This window comes from Actinosynnema sp. NPDC004786 (assembly GCF_053601135.1).
In genome coordinates this window covers 115,200-132,730 of record NZ_JBSGBG010000001.1, presented here as the reverse complement: position 1 = coordinate 132,730, position 17,531 = coordinate 115,200, and the positions used below count along the sequence as shown (strand labels likewise).

The following is a 17,531-nucleotide window of genomic DNA, read 5'->3' as shown; positions in this document are numbered from 1 at the left end:
GCGTCGCCGTGCGGCGGGGCCGTCCCTCCGGGGGCGGCCCCGTTGTCGTTCAGCGCTCCCGCAACCGCCGCAACGCGTCCGCGCTGATCCGGCTCAGGTTCTCCAGCCCGCGTTCGGTGAAGATCAGCTCCAGGGCGAACGACCGCGTCCCGCCGAACCGGAACTGCACCTCGTCCCGGTCCACCTCGCAGACGATGTCGCACTCGTCGTCCACCCTGACCCACGCCTCCACGTCGGTCCCGCCCGCAGTGATCACGCCCGTCCTCCCGTTGCGTCTACGCACAGTAGCCGTCCGCTACGATGTGTGAGGGGACACGTTATGGTGAAAGTTCCCCTTACGCACTCCCTCGATCGGGTAGACCACTCGGAGGCCGCCGATGCGCGCTCGTCAGACCGTGGAACGACGGCAGCTCGGCCTGTCGCTCAAGCGCTACCGCGGCTCGCGCGGCGCGTCCCAGGCGGAGGTCGCCGCGAGCCTCGGGGTGAGCGATTCGCGGATCAGCAAGGTCGAGGACGGCACGGCGACGCTCAGCACGGACCAGCTCGCGCGGGTGCTCGACTTCCTCGACGTGCACGGCGCGGAACGCGCGACCGCGCTGGAACTCGGCGCGCGGGCCCGCAAGCGCCTGCGCCGCAGCGCCAAGGACATCCCGCCGTACACCGACACCCTGCCCGGCTCGTTCCAACGGCTGGCCGACATGGAGGCCGACGCCACGGCGATCCACTGCTACCAGCCTGGCGTGGTGCCCGGTCTCCTCCAGGCTCCCGGGTACATCCGTGCCGGGATGAGCGCCGGTGACGGTGTGTTCTGGGAGTCATCGGAGGCGGGCGTCGAAGGTCGCTACACCTTCCGCCGCGACCGGCAGGTCAAGATCCTGGAGTCGAATCGGCCGAAGAAGCTCGAATTCGTGTTCACCGAGGACGCGTTGGACTGCTTCGGTGCAAACCCGGAAGTCAGGCGGGAGCAGCTCGAACACCTGCTCCGCCTCACCGGGCAGCACCCGGACCTGACCGTCCAGGTGCTGAGGCCGGGCGACCTGCGCAACCCCGTCCCCAGCGCCGGCGTCATCGTGCTGGACTTCGACGGCACCGCTCCCAGCGTCGCCTTCACACCCACGATCTACGGGCCGTCCAGCTACTTCGACGAGCCGGTCGACACGGCGAACCTGTTGCGGGCGTTCAGGAAAGTGCAGGAACTCGCCCGTGGCCACGCGGATACGATCGAGTTGATCCGCCGGCGGCTACAGGAGGACGACCATGCCGAACGCCCCGCGTGACACGGGCTGGTTCAAGAGCAGCTACAGCGCCCCCGCCAGCGACGACTGCGTCGAGTGCCGCATCACCGCCGACCACGGCGTCGGCGTGCGCGACTCCAAGAACCCCGATGGTGGCTCACTGTCGGTCGCCTCCACCGCCTGGTCCCGCTTCCTCGCGCACCTCAAGGCGGAGTAGCGGCCGTCACAGCCCTTCCAGGGCCTCGCGGAACGGCAGCATCTTGGCGTGCGCCTCCCGGACCTCCGAGTCCGGGTCCGATTCGGCGACCAGGCCGCAGCCCGCGAACAGCCGGGCCGTGCGGCCCTCCACCTGGGCGCAGCGCAACGCGATCCCCAGCTCGCCGTCGCCGTTGCCGTCGATCCAGCCGACCGGGCCGGAGTAGCGGCCGCGGTCCATGCCCTCCAGCTCCTCGATCATGGCCACGGCGTCGGCGCGCGGTGTGCCGCCGACGGCCGCCGTGGGGTGCAGCGCCTCGCCGAGCGCGAGCAGCGACGGCGTGCCGCGCAGCGTGCCGATGACGTCGCTGGACAGGTGCGAGACGTTCGGCAGCCGCAGCACCGACGGCCCCTCCACCGACAGGGCCGAGCAGAACGGCCGCAGCGTGTCCACCAGCGACGCCACCGCGTACTCGTGCTCGCCCCGGTTCTTGCCCGACGACAGCAGCGCGGCGGCCAGCTCGTCGTCCGACATCCCGTCGTGCGGCCACGTCGTGCCGGCGAGCACGCGCGAGTCGACCACGGACCCGCTGCGCCGCAGCAGCAGCTCGGGCGTGGCCCCGATCAGCCCGTCGACCGCGTACACCCAGCACTCGGGGTACCGGCGGGCCAGGCCGTCGAGCACGAACCGGTGGTCGATGCCCGTGTCGGCGACCGCGAGCAGGTCGTGCGCGAGCACCACCTTCTCCAGCTCGCCCTCCCGCATCCGCGCCACCGCCGCGCGCACGGCCTCGCGGTACGCGGTGACGGAGAACCGGCCGTCGCCGTAACGCACCTCGGACGGCTTGCGCACGGGCTCGACCCGCCGCGTGCCGGGGTCGCCGACCGTGGTCAGCCAGCTGTGGCCGTTGCGCCTGCCCACCACGACCTCCGGCACGATCAGCACCGAGTGCCCGGGGCGGTCGGAGAAGGCCATGCTGACGAACGCCACCGGTCCCGTGCCGGGCACGCCGAGCCCGTCGTCCACCACGAGGCCCTCGGTGAACTCGCGCCACCAGCGGTCGGCGGCGGCGAACCGGTCCGGCCCCGACACCTCGAACCGGGCCGCCTCACCCCACCCGACCAGGCCCGTTCCGTCGCGCACCCAGCTCAGCGCGCCGGTCGGCGCGGGGAGCGTGCCCAGCAGGTCGTCGCCCGCGACGCGCCTGGTGTGCACGCGCAGCCGTGGTCGGGTCCGCGAGGCAGGAGCTGAGGTCACGCCGTCGAGGGTATGGACTCGTCGCTGAGATCCGGCGGTTAGGGCCGCCCTAGACTCCTGGTTTGTGGTGGACGACGCAGTGCGGACAGGTGCGCGCCCCAGGGTCCGGCTGCTGGTCAGCCGGGCGTTGGTGCTGCTGGGCGCGGTGGTGACGCTCATCGGCGTGATCCTGCTCGCGGCGTGCTGGCGGGACGACCTGATGATCGGGAAGCGGCTCGGCAAGGCGACCGCCGAAGTGGTGTCCGTCTCCTTCCAGCGCACGGTCGTGCGCTTCGCCACCGAGGACGGCGCGGTGGTGAGCCCGTCGCAGGGCCTGCTCTACCCGGAGGGCCTGGAGCCGGGCCAGCTGGTGCGGGTCGAGTACGACACGGCCGACCCCGAGGTGGCGCGGGTCGCCGGGCGGACCGCCGTGCTGGCGCTCCTGCCGATCGGCACGTTCCTGCTCGCGGTGTGGGCGGTGCTGTTGCCGCTGGTCTGGTGGCTGCGGCGGAGTCCGCGACCGCGTTTGTGACAGTTCTGCCCAAATTCGTCCTCCAGGTGTAACATCGGCGCATGGACCTGGAGGACCGCTTCGAGCGCACCGTCGCGGCCGAGCAGCGCGTCGAGCCGCGGGACTGGATGCCGGACGGCTACCGCCGGACGTTGATCCGGCAGATCGCGCAGCACGCGCACTCCGAGATCATCGGCATGCAGCCCGAGGGCAACTGGATCAGCCGCGCGCCCTCGCTGCGGCGCAAGGCGATCCTGCTGGCCAAGGTCCAGGACGAGGCCGGGCACGGGCTGTACCTGTACGCCGCGACCGAGACCCTGGGCGCGGACCGGGGCGACCTGACCGAGAAGCTGATCTCGGGCAGGCAGAAGTACTCCTCGATCTTCAACTACCCGACGCTGTCCTACGCCGACGTGGGCGTGATCGGCTGGCTCGTGGACGGCGCGGCCATCTGCAACCAGGTGCCGCTGTGCCGCACGTCCTACGGGCCGTACGCGCGGGCCATGATCCGCATCTGCAAGGAGGAGTCCTTCCACCAGCGGCAGGGCTACGAGCTGCTGATGACCATGATGTCCGGCACGGACGCCCAGCGGGCGATGGTGCAGGAGTCGGTCGACCGCTGGTGGTGGCCGTCGCTGATGATGTTCGGCCCGCCGGACGCGGAGTCGTCCAACACCGAGCAGTCGATGAAGTGGCGCATCAAGCGCAACACCAACGACGAGCTGCGGCAGAAGTTCGTCGACATGACCGTGCCGCAGGCGGAGAAGCTGGGCGTGACGCTGCCCGACCCGGAGCTGCGGTGGAACCCCGAACGCGGGCACCACGACTTCGGCCAACCGGACTGGGACGAGTTCTGGCAGGTCGTCGGCGGCAACGGCCCGGCGAACGCGCAGCGGATCGCGCACCGGCGCAAGGCGCACGAGGACGGCGAGTGGGTGCGTGCCGCCGCCGCGGCGCACGCCGCCAAGCACGCGGCCCGGGAAGGTGTGGCATGAGCTCGTCCTGGCCGCTGTGGGAGGTGTTCGTGCGCGGCAAGCGGGGCCTGAACCACGTGCACGTCGGCTCGCTGCACGCGCCGGACGCCGAGATGGCCCTCCGCAACGCCCGCGACGTCTACACCCGGCGCAACGAGGGCGTGTCGATCTGGGTCGTGCCGGCGGCCGCGATCACCGCGTCGTCGCCGGACGAGAAGGACCCGTTCTTCGAGCCGAGCGGGGACAAGGTGTACCGGCACCCGACGTTCTACGAGATCCCCGAGGACGTGCCGCACCTGTGACCAGGGTGCGGGCACGGTGACAACGCCCCTTCCGACGAACGTGCGGTGACCCGATGAGCTTCGACAACGCGTACGAATCCCTGGTGGACGACCACGAGGACGCGCACTGGGCGTTCGGCACCGGGTTCTCCGAGGCGTTGGCCGGCGTGGACCGCGACGTGCCCGACGTCGACCGCGCCGACCTCGCCGCGTACTGCCTGATGCTCGGCGACGACGCGCTCGTGCTGTCCCAGCGGCTGGCCGAGTGGTGCTCCCGCGCTCCGGAGCTGGAGGAGGACGTCGCGCTCGCCAACATCGCGCTCGACCTGCTCGGCCAGGCCAGGATGCTGCTGACCCGCGCCGGCGAGGTCGAGGGCGCGGGCCGGGACGAGGACGCGCTGGCGTACCTGCGCGACGAGCGCGAGTTCCGCAACGTGCACCTGGCGGAGATCGAGTGCGGCCCCCGCGCGGGCGGCGACTTCGCCACCACCATGGCGCGGCTGCTGGTGTTCTCGTCGTGGAAGCTCGCGCAGTGCTCGCGGCTGCGCGGGAGCGCCGACCCGGTGCTCGCGGCGGTCGCGGCCAGGGCCGTGAAGGAGCTGGCCTACCACCGCGACCACGCGGCGCAGTGGGTGGTGCGGCTCGGCGACGGCACCGAGGAGTCGCACCGGCGGATGCGGGCCGGGCTGGAGCGGGTGTGGCCGTTCCTGGACGAGCTGTTCACCGCGCACCCCGTGGAGCTGCGGTTGGCCGGGATCGCGGTCGACCCGGCCGGGCTGCGGTCCGAGGTGGACGAGGTGCTGGACGCGGTGCTGGCGGCGGCCGGGCTGGCGCGGCCCGCCGACGTGCCCGCGGCGCGGGTCAACGGCCGGGCCGGGCGTGACGGCGTGCACACCGAGGCGTTCGGCTACCTGCTCGCCGAGATGCAGCACCTGCACCGCTCGCTGCCGGGGGCGAAGTGGTGACCACCACCGCCCTGGACGTCGCGGCCCGGGTCCGGGACCCGGAGCTGCCGGTGCTCACCCTGGCCGACCTCGGCGTGCTGCGGGAGGTGACCGAGTACGGGGACGGCCGGGTGACGGTGACCATCACGCCCACCTACTCGGGCTGCCCGGCGCTGGACGAGATGGCCGCCGACCTGCGCCGGTCGTTGCTGGCGGCGGGGTACGCGGCGGTGGACGTGCGGCTGTCGCTGTCACCCGCGTGGACCACGGACTGGATCAGCGAGGACGGGCTGCGCAAGCTGCGGGAGGCGGGCATCGCGCCGCCGTCCCGGCTGGGCCCGCGCGCGGTCGGGCCGGTGCCGCTGAACCTGACCCCGCCGTCGCGCCGGGTGCCGTGCCCCCGGTGCGGGTCGCCCCGCACGGCCGAGGTGTCGCGGTTCGGCTCGACGGCGTGCAAGGCGTTGCGGCGGTGCGCGGACTGCGCGGAGCCGTTCGAGCACGTGAAGGAGATCTGATGGCGCGGCCGGTGTTCCACAAGCTGACCGTCGCGTCGGTCGAGCGGTTGTGCTCGGACGCCGTCGCGGTGACGTTCGAGGTGCCCGATGAGCTGGCGGCGGAGTTCGCGTTCGCGCCGGGGCAGCACCTGACCCTGCGCAACGGCGACGAGCGGCGTTCGTACTCGATCTGCGCGCCCGCCGGCGGCCCGCTGCGCATCGGCGTGCGGCGGGTGGAGGGCGGCCTGTTCTCCACTCAACTGGTGGACCGCGCGCAGCCCGGCGACGTGCTGGAGGTGCTGCCGCCGGCGGGCGACTTCACGCCGTCCGGGGGCGCGCACCACGGGCTGCTGGTGGCCGGCTCCGGCATCACGCCCGCGCTGTCGATCGCGGCGTCCGTGCTGGCCGGGGGCGCGCGGGTGACCCTGGTGTACGGGAACCGGCGGGCCGACACGGTGATGTTCGCCGAGGAACTGGCGGACCTGAAGGACCGCTACCCGGCCCGGTTCCAGCTCGTGCACGTGCTGTCGCGGGAGCCGCGGGACGTGGAGCTGTTCACCGGGCGGCTGGACGCGGCCAAGCTGCGGGCGTTGTGCGCGACGGTCGTGCCGTGGGCGGACGTGGACCAGTGGTGGCTGTGCGGGCCGTACGGGATGGTGCGGGACGCGCGGGAGGTGCTGGGGTCCCTCGGCGTCGACCCGGCGGCGGTGCACCACGAGCTGTTCTACGTGGACGAGCCGCCGCCTCCGCCGCGCCGTGAGTCGTCGGCCCCGGCGACGGCCGCGGTCGCGACCGTGGTGCTGGACGGCCGGACCACCGAGGTGCCGCTGCCGGCCGACGTGCCGATCCTCGACGCGGCCCAGCGGGTGCGCGCCGACCTGCCGTTCGCGTGCAAGGGCGGCGTGTGCGGGACGTGCCGCGCGCTGGTCACGTCCGGCGAGGTGGAGATGCGGCGGAACTACGCCCTGGAGCCGCGCGAAGTGGAGGCGGGGTTCGTGCTGACCTGCCAGTCGGTCGCGGTCAGTCCCGCGATCACCGTGGATTACGACGCCTGATCTGGCACATTGTGCGCATGGCACGGTCGGCGCTCCTGGGGTTGCTCATCGGCACGGCGCTGATGACGGCCCTGATCCTGTTCGGCATCTCGCTGCCGTCGGCGGCGGCGGAGGAGAACCCGCCGTCCTTCGCCGTGAGCTTCATCGCGTCCGGCATGGTGGGCGTGATGACGGGCGGCGTCCCCGGCACGTTCGTGGGCCTGGTGGTGGGCGCGGTCCGCCGCCGTTCCCGCCGTCCCGTCCTGCCGCCGGCGGCCGGGCCGCTCCCGCCGCTGCCTCCGCCTCCGCCTCCGCAGAACGACCGCTGGGCCGCCATGGTGGCCCGCTGCGAGCTGTCCGTGCGGCGGGTGCGCGCCGCGGTCGCCACCGTGCCGCCGTCCCCGGCCCGCGAGTGGCTGGAACGGATCGCCGCCCAGTTCGAGGGCGAACTGCCGGACGTCCGCCGCGTCGCCGACCTGGGCCGCGCGCTGGGTGCGGAACAAGCCCACCCGGTGACCGAGCGCCTGAACGCGGCGGTCCGCGACTTCACCTCGTTCGAGGACGAAGTGGGCCGCGTGGCCCTGCGCCTGCTGGACCAGACCTCGCTCGACGCGGTCCGCACGCACCTGGAAGTGCTGGAACAACAACTGCCCCACCTGGGCAACGCCTAGGCCGGCCGGCGCGACGCCTGCTCCCCCGTACAGCGCGAAGCCCGGCAACCCGTCGTCCGGCGGGTGGACCGGGTTCACTTGCAAGCCCTGGTGGGCCGGGCGGCGCGAACGTTGTCCCAGCCGATCATGTGCGGCACATGGTCCAACGCGTCATGGCAGCCCTTCGGACGACGGCGGAGTCAGCGGGAGGTCGACGCCTGCCACCAGGCCAGCACTTCCTCCGCCACCCCCGGCATCGCCACGAGCAGGCCGTCCACCGGCAGCGGGTCGTCCTCGCCCCTCCGGTCCAGCACCGCGGCGCCCGACTCGACGGCCAGGGCGACCGCGCCGGCCACGTCCCACTCGTGGTAGCTGTCCAGCACCGCCGCCGCGGCGTGGCCGAGGGCCACCTGGGCCACGGCGAGCGCCTTCGAGCCCAGCACGCGCACGCCCGTCCCCGCCACCGCCGCCCGCGAGATGAACTCGCCCATCCCCGGCCACGGCCCGGTCCGCGTCATCTCCGTGCACACGATCGAACTGACCGCCTGCTCGCCCAGCCGCACGGGCGTCCCGTTGGCCCGCATGCCCCGCCCCCGCGCGGCGGCGTAGATCTGGGCCCGGTACGGGTCCGCGACCACGCCGACGACCGGACCCCACCGGTCGACCAGCGCCAGGCTGTACGCGCACCACGGCACGCCCGCCACGTAGTTCGCGGTGCCGTCGACCGGGTCCACCACCCAGCGGAACTCGGCGTCGCTCGCGCCGCTGTCGTCGTCGGTGGCCTCGCAGAACACCGGGATGTGCGGGAACTCGGCGGTCAGCACCCGCCGCGTGTGCCGCTCCAGCGTCCGGTCGGTGTCGGTCACCCAGTCGAACGGCGACGAGCCCTCGTCGGGCCGCGCGCCCCGACCTGCGGTCGCCATGATGACGTCGGACGCGTCGTTGGCGAGCCGACCGGCTATCTCCAGCGCGATCGACACCAGGCCGGGATCGACGGGCTGCGTGGGCCGGGACGACAAGACGGTCATGCCGACCTAGTGTGACCGCACGCAGTGACCGCGTCGCGTACTCCAGGTGAACCCGGGGCCAACGTCAACCGCGACGCGAGGAGTTCGGCGGGCGTTCGCCGAGGTGTCACGCCGTCGTGTCCTCGGCACCGCAGGGTGATCGGCGTGCGCGTAGCGATCGTCACCGAGAGCTTCCTCCCTCAGGTCAACGGGGTCACCAACTCGGTGCTCCGGATCCTGGAGCACCTGCGGGCGCACGGTCACCAGGCGCTCGTCGTCGCGCCCGGCGCGGGGGAGGACGACCACCGCGGCACGCCGGTCGTCCGCGTGCCGGCGGTGGACCTGCCGAGGTTCAGCTCGCTGCCCGTGGGCGTGCCGACGCGCAAGGTGCTGACCGCGCTGGCCGGCTTCCGGCCGGACGTCGTGCACCTGGCCAGCCCGTTCGTGATGGGCGCGCGCGGGCTGTCGGCGGCGCGTCGGCTCGGCATCCCGACGGTCGCGGTCTACCAGACCGACGTCGCAGGGTTCGCCGGCCACTACGGCCTCGGCCTGACCGCGCGCGCCGCCTGGCGGTGGACGCGGCGCCTGCACGCCCAGGCCGACCGGACGCTCGCGCCGTCGACGTGGGCCGTGGAGGCGCTGCGGGAGCACGGCGTGCCGCGCGTGCACCGGTGGGGGCGCGGGGTGGACGTGGAGCTGTTCCACCCCTCCCGCCGGGACGACGCGTTGCGCGCCTCGCTCGCGCCGGCGGGTGAGCTGCTGGTCGGGTACGTCGGCCGGCTGTCGCCGGAGAAGCGGGTGGACCGGCTCGCGGCGTTGGCCGACCTGCCCGGCGTGCGGCTGGTCGTGGTCGGCGAGGGGCCGGAGGAGGCGCGGTTGCGGCGCGACCTGCCCGGCGCGGCGTTCCTCGGGTTCCGGAGCGGCACGGACCTGGCGGCGGCCTACGCGAGCCTGGACGTGTTCGTGCACACGGGGCCGCACGAGACGTTCTGCCAGGCGGTGCAGGAGGCGTTGGCGAGCGGGGTGCCGGTGGTCGCGCCGGACGCGGGCGGGCCGCGTGACCTGGTGCTGCCGACCACCGGGTACCTGTTCTCGGACGACGAGCAGCTCCGGCGGGCCGTGGTCGAGCTGGCCGACCCGCTGCGCCGGCGCCGGTTCGGCCTGGCGGCGCGGCGGTGGGTGCGGGGGCGGACGTGGTCGGCGGTGTGCGACGAGCTGCTGGGCCACTACGCGGCCGTGCTGGGCGTGCCGGAGCGCCGCGCCGCATGAGGATCGTCCAGCTGGCCAACTTCTACGGACCCCGGTCCGGCGGCCTGCGCACGGCGCTGCACCACCTGGGCGGCGGGTACGCGGCGCGCGGCCACGACGTCACGCTCGTCGTGCCGGGGCCGGCGCACGCGGACGAGGAGCTGTCGCCGGGGGTCCGGCGGATCACGTTGCCCGCGCCGCGCATCCCCGGCACGGGCGGGTACCGGGCGGTGGACCCGTGGCGCGTGCGGGCGTTGCTGGACGACCTCTCGCCCGACCGGCTGGAGGTCTCCGACCGGCTCACGTTGCGGGGGATGGGCCGGTGGGCGGCGGCGCGCGGCGTGCCCAGCGTGGTGATCTCGCACGAGCGGCTGGACCGGCTGCTGGAGCAGTTCCTGCTGCCGGCGGCGCTGGCGCGGCGGGGCGCGGACCGGGCGAACGCGCGGATGGCCGCCTCGTACGACACGGTGGTGTGCACGACGGAGTTCGCGCGGGAGGAGTTCGACCGGATCGGCGCGCGCAACGTGGCCCGCGTGCCGCTGGGGGTGGACCTGCGGACGTTCACGCCGGCCCGGCGCGACCGGTCGTTGCGGGCGGACCTGGCGCGGGGCGCGGACGCGCTGCTCGTGCACTGCGGGCGGCTGTCGCCGGAGAAGCACGTGGAGCGCAGCGTGGACACGGCGGCGGAGCTGCACGCGGCCGGGCACGCCGTGCGGCTGGTCGTCGCCGGTGACGGGCCGCGCCGGGAGGCGTTGGAACGCCGTGCGGCCGGGTTGCCGGTGACGTTCCTCGGTCACGTCGGCGACCGTGCCGCCGTGGCCGACCTGCTCGCGTCGGCCGACGTCTCCCTGGCCCCGGGCCCGCACGAGACGTTCGGCCTGGCCGCCCTGGAGGCGCTGGCGTCCGGCACGCCGGTCGTCGTCTCCGCCTCCTCGGCGCTGCGGGAGATCGTGCGCCCCGACTGCGGTGCCGCCGTCCCCGACCACGCCCCGGCGTTCGCCGACGCCGTGACCAGCCTCCTGGACGACCCCGAACCGTCCCGCCGCTCGGCCGCCCGCGCCCGCGCCGAGGAGTACCCCTGGCACACCGCCGTCACCGGCATGCTGACCGCCCTCCGCGCCACCTGACCCCCGCGCGTGTCCTACCTCCAAAACGCGCGTGTCCTACGTCCAGAACGCGTGAGTCCTACGTTCGGAACACCCGTGTCCTACGTTCGGAACACCCGAGTTCAACGTTCGGAACACAGCCCGGCCGTCCTGAGCGTTCAACTCGGGGTACCTGAGCGTTGGACACTCGCGTTCTCAACGTAGGACTCACGCGTTCCCGACGTAGGACACTCGCGTTCCGGGCGTAGGACACGCGGGTGGTGGGGGTGTCACTTAGGCTTCCGGCATGTCGCGTGCAGGTTTGGACAAGGACCCCCGCGAGGTCGCCGAGATGTTCGACGGCGTCGCCCGGGGCTACGACCGCACGAACTCCGTCATGACGCTCGGGTTCGACCGGCGCTGGCGGGAGTGGAGCAGGCGGGTGCTGGACGCCAAGCCCGGCGAGAAGGTGCTCGACCTCGCCGCCGGCACGGCCGTGTCCACGGTCGAGTACGCCGCCTCCGGCGCGTGGTGCGTCGCGGCCGACTTCTCCCTCGGCATGCTCCTCGGCGGCGCGCACCGGCCGGTGCCCAAGGTCGCCGCCGACGCCCTGCGCCTGCCCTTCGCGGACGACTCCTTCGACGCCGTCACGGTCTCCTTCGGGCTGCGCAACTTCAACGACACCGAGGCCGCCCTGCGCGAGATGGCGCGCGTGGTCAAGCCCGGCGGACGGCTCGTGGTGTGCGAGGTCTCCACGCCCACCTTCCGGCCGTTCCGCTTCGTCTACATGCGCTACCTGCTGCGCATCCTGCCGCTCATCGCCCGGTTCGTCTCCTCCAACCCGGAGGCGTACAAGTACCTCGCCGAGTCCATGCGCACGTGGCCCGACCAGCGCGCCCTCGGCGAGATCGTGGCCCGCGCCGGCTGGGAGGACGTCGCCTGGATGAACCTCACCGGCGGCATGGTGGCCCTGCACCGCGGCACGAAGCCCGCCCGGCCGTCGAGCGCGAGGCCCCCGGTCACGCGCAAGTAGACTCGCCCCCGGGACTTTGTGAACACGGGCACAAGGAGCGGGGATGACGACTCCCAGCCGCCGCAAGGCAGGCGAGGACGCCGAGGTGATCGTGGTCGGCGCGGGGCCCGCAGGCTCCACCGCGGCCACCTACCTGGCACGCGCGGGCCTGGACGTGGTGCTGCTGGAGAAGAGCACCTTCCCGCGCGAGAAGGTGTGCGGCGACGGCCTCACCCCGCGCGGGGTGAAGCAGCTCATCGACCTGGGCATCGACACCCGCGAGGAAGCCGGCTGGCTGCACAACCGCGGCCTGCGCGTGGTCGGTGGCGGCGTCACGCTGGAGCTGGACTGGCCCGAGCTGGCCACGTTCCCGCCCTACGGCGTGGTCCGCCCCCGCCAGGACTTCGACGAGATGCTCGCCAGGACCGCCGTCGCGGCGGGCGCGCGGATGCACGAGCAGACCACCGTCACCGGCGCGGTCGTGGAGAACGGCCGGGTCGTCGGCGTCACGGCCAAGCAGGGCCCGGACAAGACCCCGGTCACCTACCGCGCGCCGCTCGTGCTGGCCTGCGACGGCGTCAGCGCCCGCCTCGCGCTCAGCGTCGGCATCCAGAAGGACGACGCCAAGCCGATGGGCGTCGCGGTCCGCCGCTACTACGCCAGCCCCCGCACCAAGGACGACTACCTGGAGTCGCACCTGGAGCTGTGGGACCGCGCCAACGACGTGCTGCTGCCCGGCTACGGCTGGATCTTCGGCATGGGCGACGGAACCGTGAACGTGGGCCTGGGCATCCTCAGCACCTCCAAGGCGTACGGCACCACGGACTACCGCGCGCTGCTCAAGAGCTGGCTCGACGGCACGCCCGAGGAGTGGGGCTTCCGCGAGGAGAACGCCACCGGCAAGATCGGCGGCGCGGCCCTGCCGATGGGCCTGAACCGCAAGCCGCACTACCGCGACGGCCTGCTGCTGGTCGGCGACGCGGGCGGGATGGTGAACCCGTTCAACGGCGAGGGCATCGGCTACGCCATGGAGTCGGCCCGGATCGCGGCCGAGACCGTCGTGCAGGCCCTGGCCCGCCAGGGCGCGAGCCGTGAACGCGCGCTGCACGGCTACCCGCTGCGCATCGAGCAGGCCCTGGGCAGCTACTACCGGCTCGGGAACATCTTCAGCAAGCTCATCGGCAACCCCACCGTGATGCGCACCGCGACGAAGTACGGGCTGCCGCGCAAGACCCTGATGAAGCTGGTCCTGAAGCTCCTCGCGGGCCTTTACGACCCGAAGGACGGCGACTCGTTCGACCGCATCATCACGGCCGCGACAAAGCTCGCCCCAACGGCCTAACCGCCCTCACCTGAACGATGCAGCGCCGTCCTCCGGGACGGCGCTGTTTCGTTATGGGTGTGTTCCCGTTCACGTCCCCGTCCGCCGACCGTCGATCTGCACCGTGAAAGTGCAGGTCAGACGGTATGACGGGGGTGCCCGTCACGCCTCTGTGTGACGTTCTACACTGGGCCTCAGGTCTTGTGAATCAGTTCACAACCGGCTGAGATGCCTTGTGAAGTGTTTCACAAGCGACCTGCGGATTGTTAGGCCCGCCTAACCTCCGGAGGCCGCAAGAACACCCTTTAGGGTGCGCAACGGTCGGCGGTGCACCACCACCGCGACAGCGAGGAAAGGACGACGGAGAGTGCTGGACCCTTACCTCCCCCTCGTATTGATGTTCGCCCTCGCCGCGGCCTTCGCGCTGTTCTCGGTGACGGCCGCGCCGTACATCGGTCCCCGCCGCTACAACCGCGCGAAGCTCGACGCCTACGAGTGCGGCATCGAGCCGTCGCCGCAACCGGTGGTGGGCGGTGGCCGCATGCCGGTCGCCTACTACCTCACGGCGATGCTGTTCATCCTGTTCGACATCGAAATGGTGTTCCTCTACCCCTTCGCGGTGTCCGCGGACCGGCTCGGCCTGTTCGGCCTGGTGGAGATCGCCCTGTTCGTCGCGACGGTCGGCTTCGCGTACGCCTACGTGTGGCGTCGCGGCGGCCTGGACTGGAACTGAGGGGGAGAAGCGAAGTGGGTCTCGAAGAGAAGCTCCCGAACGGCATCCTGCTCGCCAGCGTGGAGAAGCTGGTCAACTGGACCCGCAAGTCCTCGCTGTGGCCCGCCACCTTCGGCCTGGCCTGCTGCGCGATCGAGATGATGACCACCGGCGGCCCGCGCTACGACCTCGCGCGGTTCGGCATGGAGGTCTTCCGCGCCTCGCCCCGCCAGGCCGACCTGATGATCGTCGCGGGCCGGGTGACCAACAAGATGGCGCCGGTGCTGCGGCAGATCTACGACCAGATGCCCGAGCCCCGCTGGGTGCTCGCCATGGGCGTGTGCGCCTCCAGCGGCGGCATGTTCAACAACTACGCGGTCGTGCAGGGCGTGGACCACGTCGTGCCGGTCGACATGTACCTGCCCGGCTGCCCGCCGCGGCCGGAGATGCTGATCGACGCGATCCTCAAGATCCACGCGAAGATCATGGACGAACCGCTCGGGCCGAACCGGGCCGCGCTGCTGGCCGAGTCGGGCCACCGGACCGACCTCATCCCGTCCTCCGAGCGCTTTGCGAAGAAGTGAGCGGCAATGCCAAATGAGACCGGAGCTGGAGACAACAACGCCCGCGGCGAGGTCGCCAAGACCCCCGGGGCCGACACCCCGGGCAACGACGAGGCGCTCAGCTCGGCGAGCATGAACGAGGCCGAGCACGAGGAGTACCTCGCGCGCGGCGGCGTGGTCGCGGGCCGGGCGCGCAAGGGCATGTTCGGCATCTCCGGCAGCGGCGACACCTCCGGCTTCGGCGGCCTGCGGCTGCCCGCCCACGTCGCCGCGCCCTCCGAGCGGCCCTACGGCGGCTGGTTCGACGAGGTCGCCGACGAGCTGCTGGCCGCCATCCGGGAGCGGGGCCTGCCCTCCGACACGGTCCAGCAGATCACCGTCGACCGCGGCGAGATCACCTTCTACCTGCGCCGGGAGCACCTGGTGGACGTGGCGCGCATCCTGCGCGACGACCCGGCGCTGCGGTTCGAGCTGTGCAGCTCGGTGTCCGGGGTCGACTACGGCCCGGACGCGCCGCAGCGGTTGCACTCGGTGTACCACCTGACGTCGATGACCTACCGCCGGCGCATCCGGCTGGAGGTCGCGGTCGACGTGGACGACGCGCACATCCCCAGCGTGGTCGCGGTCTACCCGACCGCCGACTGGCAGGAGCGCGAAGCCTGGGACATGTTCGGCATCGTCTACGACGGCCACCCGGGGCTCACCCGGATCCTCATGCCGGACGACTGGGACGGCCACCCGCAGCGCAAGGACTACCCGCTCGGCGGCATCCCGGTGGAGTACAAGGGCGCGGAGATCCCCCCGCCAGACCAGAGGCGGTCCTACTCATGACCGAGCGACTTTCCGACGTGACCACGGGCACCGACACGAGCGACCCGGGTCGGGACAGCGACTCCCACGACGCCACCCGCACCACGTCGAACCCCGACGCGTACGCGGGCTCCCGCGAGACGACCGAGGGCACGGTCTACACCGTGACCGGCGGCGACTGGGACGAGGTGCTGGCCGAGGCCGCGGGTGACGAGCGCATCGTCATGAACCTGGGCCCGCAGCACCCCTCCACGCACGGCGTGCTGCGCCTGGTGCTGGAGCTGGAGGGCGAGACGGTCACCCAGGCCCGCAGCGTCATCGGCTACCTGCACACCGGCATCGAGAAGAACGTCGAGTACCGCAACTGGACCCAGGGCGTCACGTTCGTGACGCGCATGGACTACCTGGCCCCGCTGCACAACGAGGCCGCGTACTGCATGGCGGTCGAGAAGCTGCTCGGCGTCACCGTGCCGCAGCGGGCGCAGACGGTCCGCGTGCTGCTCATGGAGCTGAACCGGATCAGCTCGCACCTGGTGGCCCTGGCCACCGGCGGCATGGAGCTGGGCGCGCTGACCGGCATGACCGCGGGCTTCCGCGAGCGCGAAGAGGTCCTGCACCTGCTGGAGTTCCTGACCGGCCTGCGGATGAACCACGCGTTCATCCGGCCCGGCGGCCTGGCGCAGGACCTGCCCGAGGGCGCGGAGCAGCGGATCAAGGACTTCATCAAGGTGATGGACTCCCGGCTGCCCGACTACGACAAGCTGCTCACCGGCCAGCCGATCTGGCGCAACCGCCTCGCGGGCATCGGCTACCTGCCGGTGGACGCGTGCCTCGCGCTCGGCATCACCGGTCCGATCCTGCGCTCCGCGGGCCTGCCGTGGGACCTGCGCAAGGTCGAGCCCTACAGCGGTTACGAGAACTACGAGTTCGACGTGCCCACGTCGAACGAGGCCGACTCGTTCGCCCGCTACCGGCTGCGCCTGGAGGAGATCCACCAGTCGCTGCGGATCGTCCGGCAGGCGGTGGACAACCTGACGCCGGGTCCGGTCATGGTCGAGGACGCCAAGATCGCGTGGCCTGCGCAGCTGACCATCGGCGCGGACGGCATGGGCAACTCGCTGGAGCACGTGCGCAAGATCATGGGCCAGTCCATGGAGTCCCTCATCCACCACTTCAAGCTGGTGACCGAGGGCTTCGCGGTGCCGGCGGGCCAGGTGTACGTCCCGATCGAGTCGCCGCGCGGCGAGCTGGGCTACCACATCGTCTCCGACGGCGGCACCCGGCCGATGCGCGTGCACGTGCGCGAACCCAGCTTCGTGAACCTCCAGTCGATGCCCGCGATGTGCGAGGGCGGCATGGTCGCCGACGTCATCGCGTCGGTGGCCTCTATCGACCCGGTGATGGGTGGTTGTGACCGATGAGCACTTCCGAAGAGGTCTACGCGGCCTCGCCGCTGGACCCCGTCGAGACGCAGCGGCTGGTGACCGAGAACCCGGTCGACACCGGCGTGTTCGACCAGTCGATCGTGGACAAGGCGCAGGCGATCATCGCGCGCTACCCGGTGGCGCGCTCGGCCCTGCTGCCGATGCTGCACCTGGTGCAGTCGGTGGAGGGCTACGTCAGCCAGGCGGGCATCACGTTCTGCGCCGACCAGCTCGACCTCACCAACGCCGAGGTCAGCGCGGTCGCGACGTTCTACACCATGTACAAGCGCCGCCCGTGCGGCGAGCACCTGGTGAGCGTCTGCACGAACACGCTGTGCGCCGCGCTCGGCGGTGACGCGATCTACGCCAAGCTCAAGGACCACCTCGGCGTGGGTCACGAGGAGACCGCGGGCGAGCCGGGCGCGCCGGGCTCGATCACGCTGGAGCACGCCGAGTGCCTGGCGGCGTGCGACCTCGGCCCGGTGCTCCAGGTCAACTACGAGTACTTCGACAACCAGACGCCGGACGGCGCGCTGGAGCTGGTGAAGTCCCTGCAGGCGGGGGAGAAGCCGCACCCGACCCGGGGCGCGCCGCTGACCGACTTCCGCCAGGCCGAGCTGCAGCTCGCCGGGTTCTTCGAGGGTCGGGAGGCGGACCTGGACGGCCCGTCGGCCGCGCCGGAGACCGTGCGCGGGGCCAAGATCGCCGCGGAACGCGGGTGGACCGCGCCGGCCATGCCGGACCACGCGGAGTTCCCGCCGCTGCCGGAGAAGAAGTAGGTAGAGGGAGCTGAC

21 protein-coding genes are annotated in these 17,531 nt (G+C 72.4%); 18 read left to right on the top strand and 3 right to left on the bottom strand.

The window, feature by feature from the left end:
• Positions 1-49 precede the first annotated feature (49 nt).
• A complete protein-coding gene (locus tag ACWEFJ_RS00710) occupies positions 50-256 on the bottom strand; it encodes a hypothetical protein (RefSeq protein ID WP_378087508.1) in 207 nt (68 codons plus the stop codon).
• A gap of 121 nt (positions 257-377) precedes the next feature.
• Between ACWEFJ_RS00710 and ACWEFJ_RS00705 the strand changes: the two genes are divergently transcribed.
• Both ACWEFJ_RS00705 and ACWEFJ_RS00700 read left to right on the top strand, forming a co-directional pair.
• On the top strand, positions 378-1,277 hold the full coding sequence (locus ACWEFJ_RS00705) for a helix-turn-helix domain-containing protein (protein ID WP_449712504.1): 900 nt from the start codon (positions 378-380) through the stop codon (positions 1,275-1,277).
• Complete coding sequence (locus ACWEFJ_RS00700) at positions 1,258-1,452, top strand: DUF397 domain-containing protein (RefSeq protein ID WP_449712503.1); 195 nt, start codon at positions 1,258-1,260, stop codon at positions 1,450-1,452. The genes ACWEFJ_RS00705 and ACWEFJ_RS00700 overlap by 20 nt, the downstream gene beginning before the upstream one ends.
• A 6-nt stretch (positions 1,453-1,458) precedes the next feature.
• Here ACWEFJ_RS00700 and ACWEFJ_RS00695 read toward each other — a convergent pair whose 3' ends face one another.
• Positions 1,459-2,688: an isochorismate synthase gene (locus ACWEFJ_RS00695; RefSeq protein WP_378087498.1), complete on the bottom strand. Its 1,230-nt coding sequence runs from the start codon at positions 2,686-2,688 to the stop codon at positions 1,459-1,461.
• A 64-nt stretch (positions 2,689-2,752) separates the two neighbouring features.
• Between ACWEFJ_RS00695 and ACWEFJ_RS00690 the strand changes: the two genes are divergently transcribed.
• From ACWEFJ_RS00690 to ACWEFJ_RS00660, 7 genes are read left to right on the top strand one after another with little or no spacing between them, the layout of a single operon-like run.
• The gene (locus ACWEFJ_RS00690) at positions 2,753-3,199 is read left to right on the top strand and encodes a DUF3592 domain-containing protein (RefSeq protein WP_378087495.1); all 447 of its coding nucleotides are present in this window, start codon (positions 2,753-2,755) and stop codon (positions 3,197-3,199) included.
• 41 nt (positions 3,200-3,240) lie between these two features.
• Complete coding sequence (paaA, locus tag ACWEFJ_RS00685) at positions 3,241-4,173, top strand: 1,2-phenylacetyl-CoA epoxidase subunit PaaA (RefSeq protein ID WP_449712502.1); 933 nt, start codon at positions 3,241-3,243, stop codon at positions 4,171-4,173.
• Positions 4,170-4,454 (top strand): 1,2-phenylacetyl-CoA epoxidase subunit PaaB, encoded by a 285-nt coding sequence (gene paaB / locus ACWEFJ_RS00680; RefSeq protein ID WP_077010962.1) that lies wholly within the window; start codon positions 4,170-4,172, stop codon positions 4,452-4,454. The genes paaA and paaB overlap by 4 nt, the downstream gene beginning before the upstream one ends.
• 53 nt (positions 4,455-4,507) lie before the next feature.
• Entirely contained in the window at positions 4,508-5,398 is an 891-nt protein-coding gene (paaC, locus tag ACWEFJ_RS00675; protein WP_378087490.1) for a 1,2-phenylacetyl-CoA epoxidase subunit PaaC, read from the top strand.
• Positions 5,395-5,892: a 1,2-phenylacetyl-CoA epoxidase subunit PaaD gene (gene paaD / locus ACWEFJ_RS00670; RefSeq protein WP_449712501.1), complete on the top strand. Its 498-nt coding sequence runs from the start codon at positions 5,395-5,397 to the stop codon at positions 5,890-5,892. The genes paaC and paaD overlap by 4 nt, the downstream gene beginning before the upstream one ends.
• A complete protein-coding gene (paaE, locus tag ACWEFJ_RS00665; protein WP_449712500.1) occupies positions 5,892-6,926 on the top strand; it encodes a 1,2-phenylacetyl-CoA epoxidase subunit PaaE in 1,035 nt (344 codons plus the stop codon). The genes paaD and paaE overlap by 1 nt, the downstream gene beginning before the upstream one ends.
• 17 nt (positions 6,927-6,943) lie before the next feature.
• A complete protein-coding gene (locus ACWEFJ_RS00660; RefSeq protein WP_449712499.1) occupies positions 6,944-7,576 on the top strand; it encodes a hypothetical protein in 633 nt (210 codons plus the stop codon).
• A 179-nt stretch (positions 7,577-7,755) separates the two neighbouring features.
• On the opposite strand, the gene ACWEFJ_RS00655 is transcribed toward ACWEFJ_RS00660, so the two are convergent.
• Complete coding sequence (locus ACWEFJ_RS00655) at positions 7,756-8,583, bottom strand: inositol monophosphatase family protein (protein ID WP_378087481.1); 828 nt, start codon at positions 8,581-8,583, stop codon at positions 7,756-7,758.
• A 144-nt stretch (positions 8,584-8,727) separates the two neighbouring features.
• On the opposite strand from ACWEFJ_RS00655, the gene ACWEFJ_RS00650 reads away from it, so the two are divergent.
• From ACWEFJ_RS00650 to nuoE, 9 genes are all read left to right on the top strand, one after another.
• Positions 8,728-9,831 (top strand): glycosyltransferase family 4 protein, encoded by a 1,104-nt coding sequence (locus ACWEFJ_RS00650; protein WP_449712498.1) that lies wholly within the window; start codon positions 8,728-8,730, stop codon positions 9,829-9,831.
• Positions 9,828-10,937: a glycosyltransferase gene (locus ACWEFJ_RS00645; RefSeq protein ID WP_449712497.1), complete on the top strand. Its 1,110-nt coding sequence runs from the start codon at positions 9,828-9,830 to the stop codon at positions 10,935-10,937. Before ACWEFJ_RS00650 ends, ACWEFJ_RS00645 begins: the two co-directional genes overlap by 4 nt.
• Before the next feature lie 265 nt (positions 10,938-11,202).
• Positions 11,203-11,928, top strand: coding sequence for a demethylmenaquinone methyltransferase (locus tag ACWEFJ_RS00640; RefSeq protein ID WP_449712496.1), 726 nt, complete (start codon positions 11,203-11,205; stop codon positions 11,926-11,928).
• A 43-nt stretch (positions 11,929-11,971) separates the two neighbouring features.
• Positions 11,972-13,249 carry a geranylgeranyl reductase family protein gene (locus ACWEFJ_RS00635; RefSeq protein WP_449712495.1) on the top strand — a complete coding sequence of 426 codons (1,278 nt, stop codon included), beginning with the start codon at positions 11,972-11,974 and terminating at the stop codon, positions 13,247-13,249.
• Positions 13,250-13,595: 346 nt separating this feature from the next.
• The gene (locus ACWEFJ_RS00630; RefSeq protein ID WP_033428518.1) at positions 13,596-13,961 is read left to right on the top strand and encodes an NADH-quinone oxidoreductase subunit A; all 366 of its coding nucleotides are present in this window, start codon (positions 13,596-13,598) and stop codon (positions 13,959-13,961) included.
• A gap of 14 nt (positions 13,962-13,975) precedes the next feature.
• Positions 13,976-14,524 (top strand): NuoB/complex I 20 kDa subunit family protein, encoded by a 549-nt coding sequence (locus ACWEFJ_RS00625; RefSeq protein WP_378087472.1) that lies wholly within the window; start codon positions 13,976-13,978, stop codon positions 14,522-14,524.
• 111 nt (positions 14,525-14,635) lie between these two features.
• Positions 14,636-15,334, top strand: a complete 699-nt coding sequence (locus ACWEFJ_RS00620) for an NADH-quinone oxidoreductase subunit C (RefSeq protein WP_378087529.1) — start codon at positions 14,636-14,638, stop codon at positions 15,332-15,334.
• Positions 15,331-16,734 carry an NADH-quinone oxidoreductase subunit D gene (locus ACWEFJ_RS00615; protein ID WP_449712494.1) on the top strand — a complete coding sequence of 468 codons (1,404 nt, stop codon included), beginning with the start codon at positions 15,331-15,333 and terminating at the stop codon, positions 16,732-16,734. The genes ACWEFJ_RS00620 and ACWEFJ_RS00615 overlap by 4 nt, the downstream gene beginning before the upstream one ends.
• Positions 16,731-17,516, top strand: a complete 786-nt coding sequence (gene nuoE / locus ACWEFJ_RS00610; protein ID WP_378087468.1) for an NADH-quinone oxidoreductase subunit NuoE — start codon at positions 16,731-16,733, stop codon at positions 17,514-17,516. Before ACWEFJ_RS00615 ends, nuoE begins: the two co-directional genes overlap by 4 nt.
• Positions 17,517-17,531: the final 15 nt, after the last annotated feature.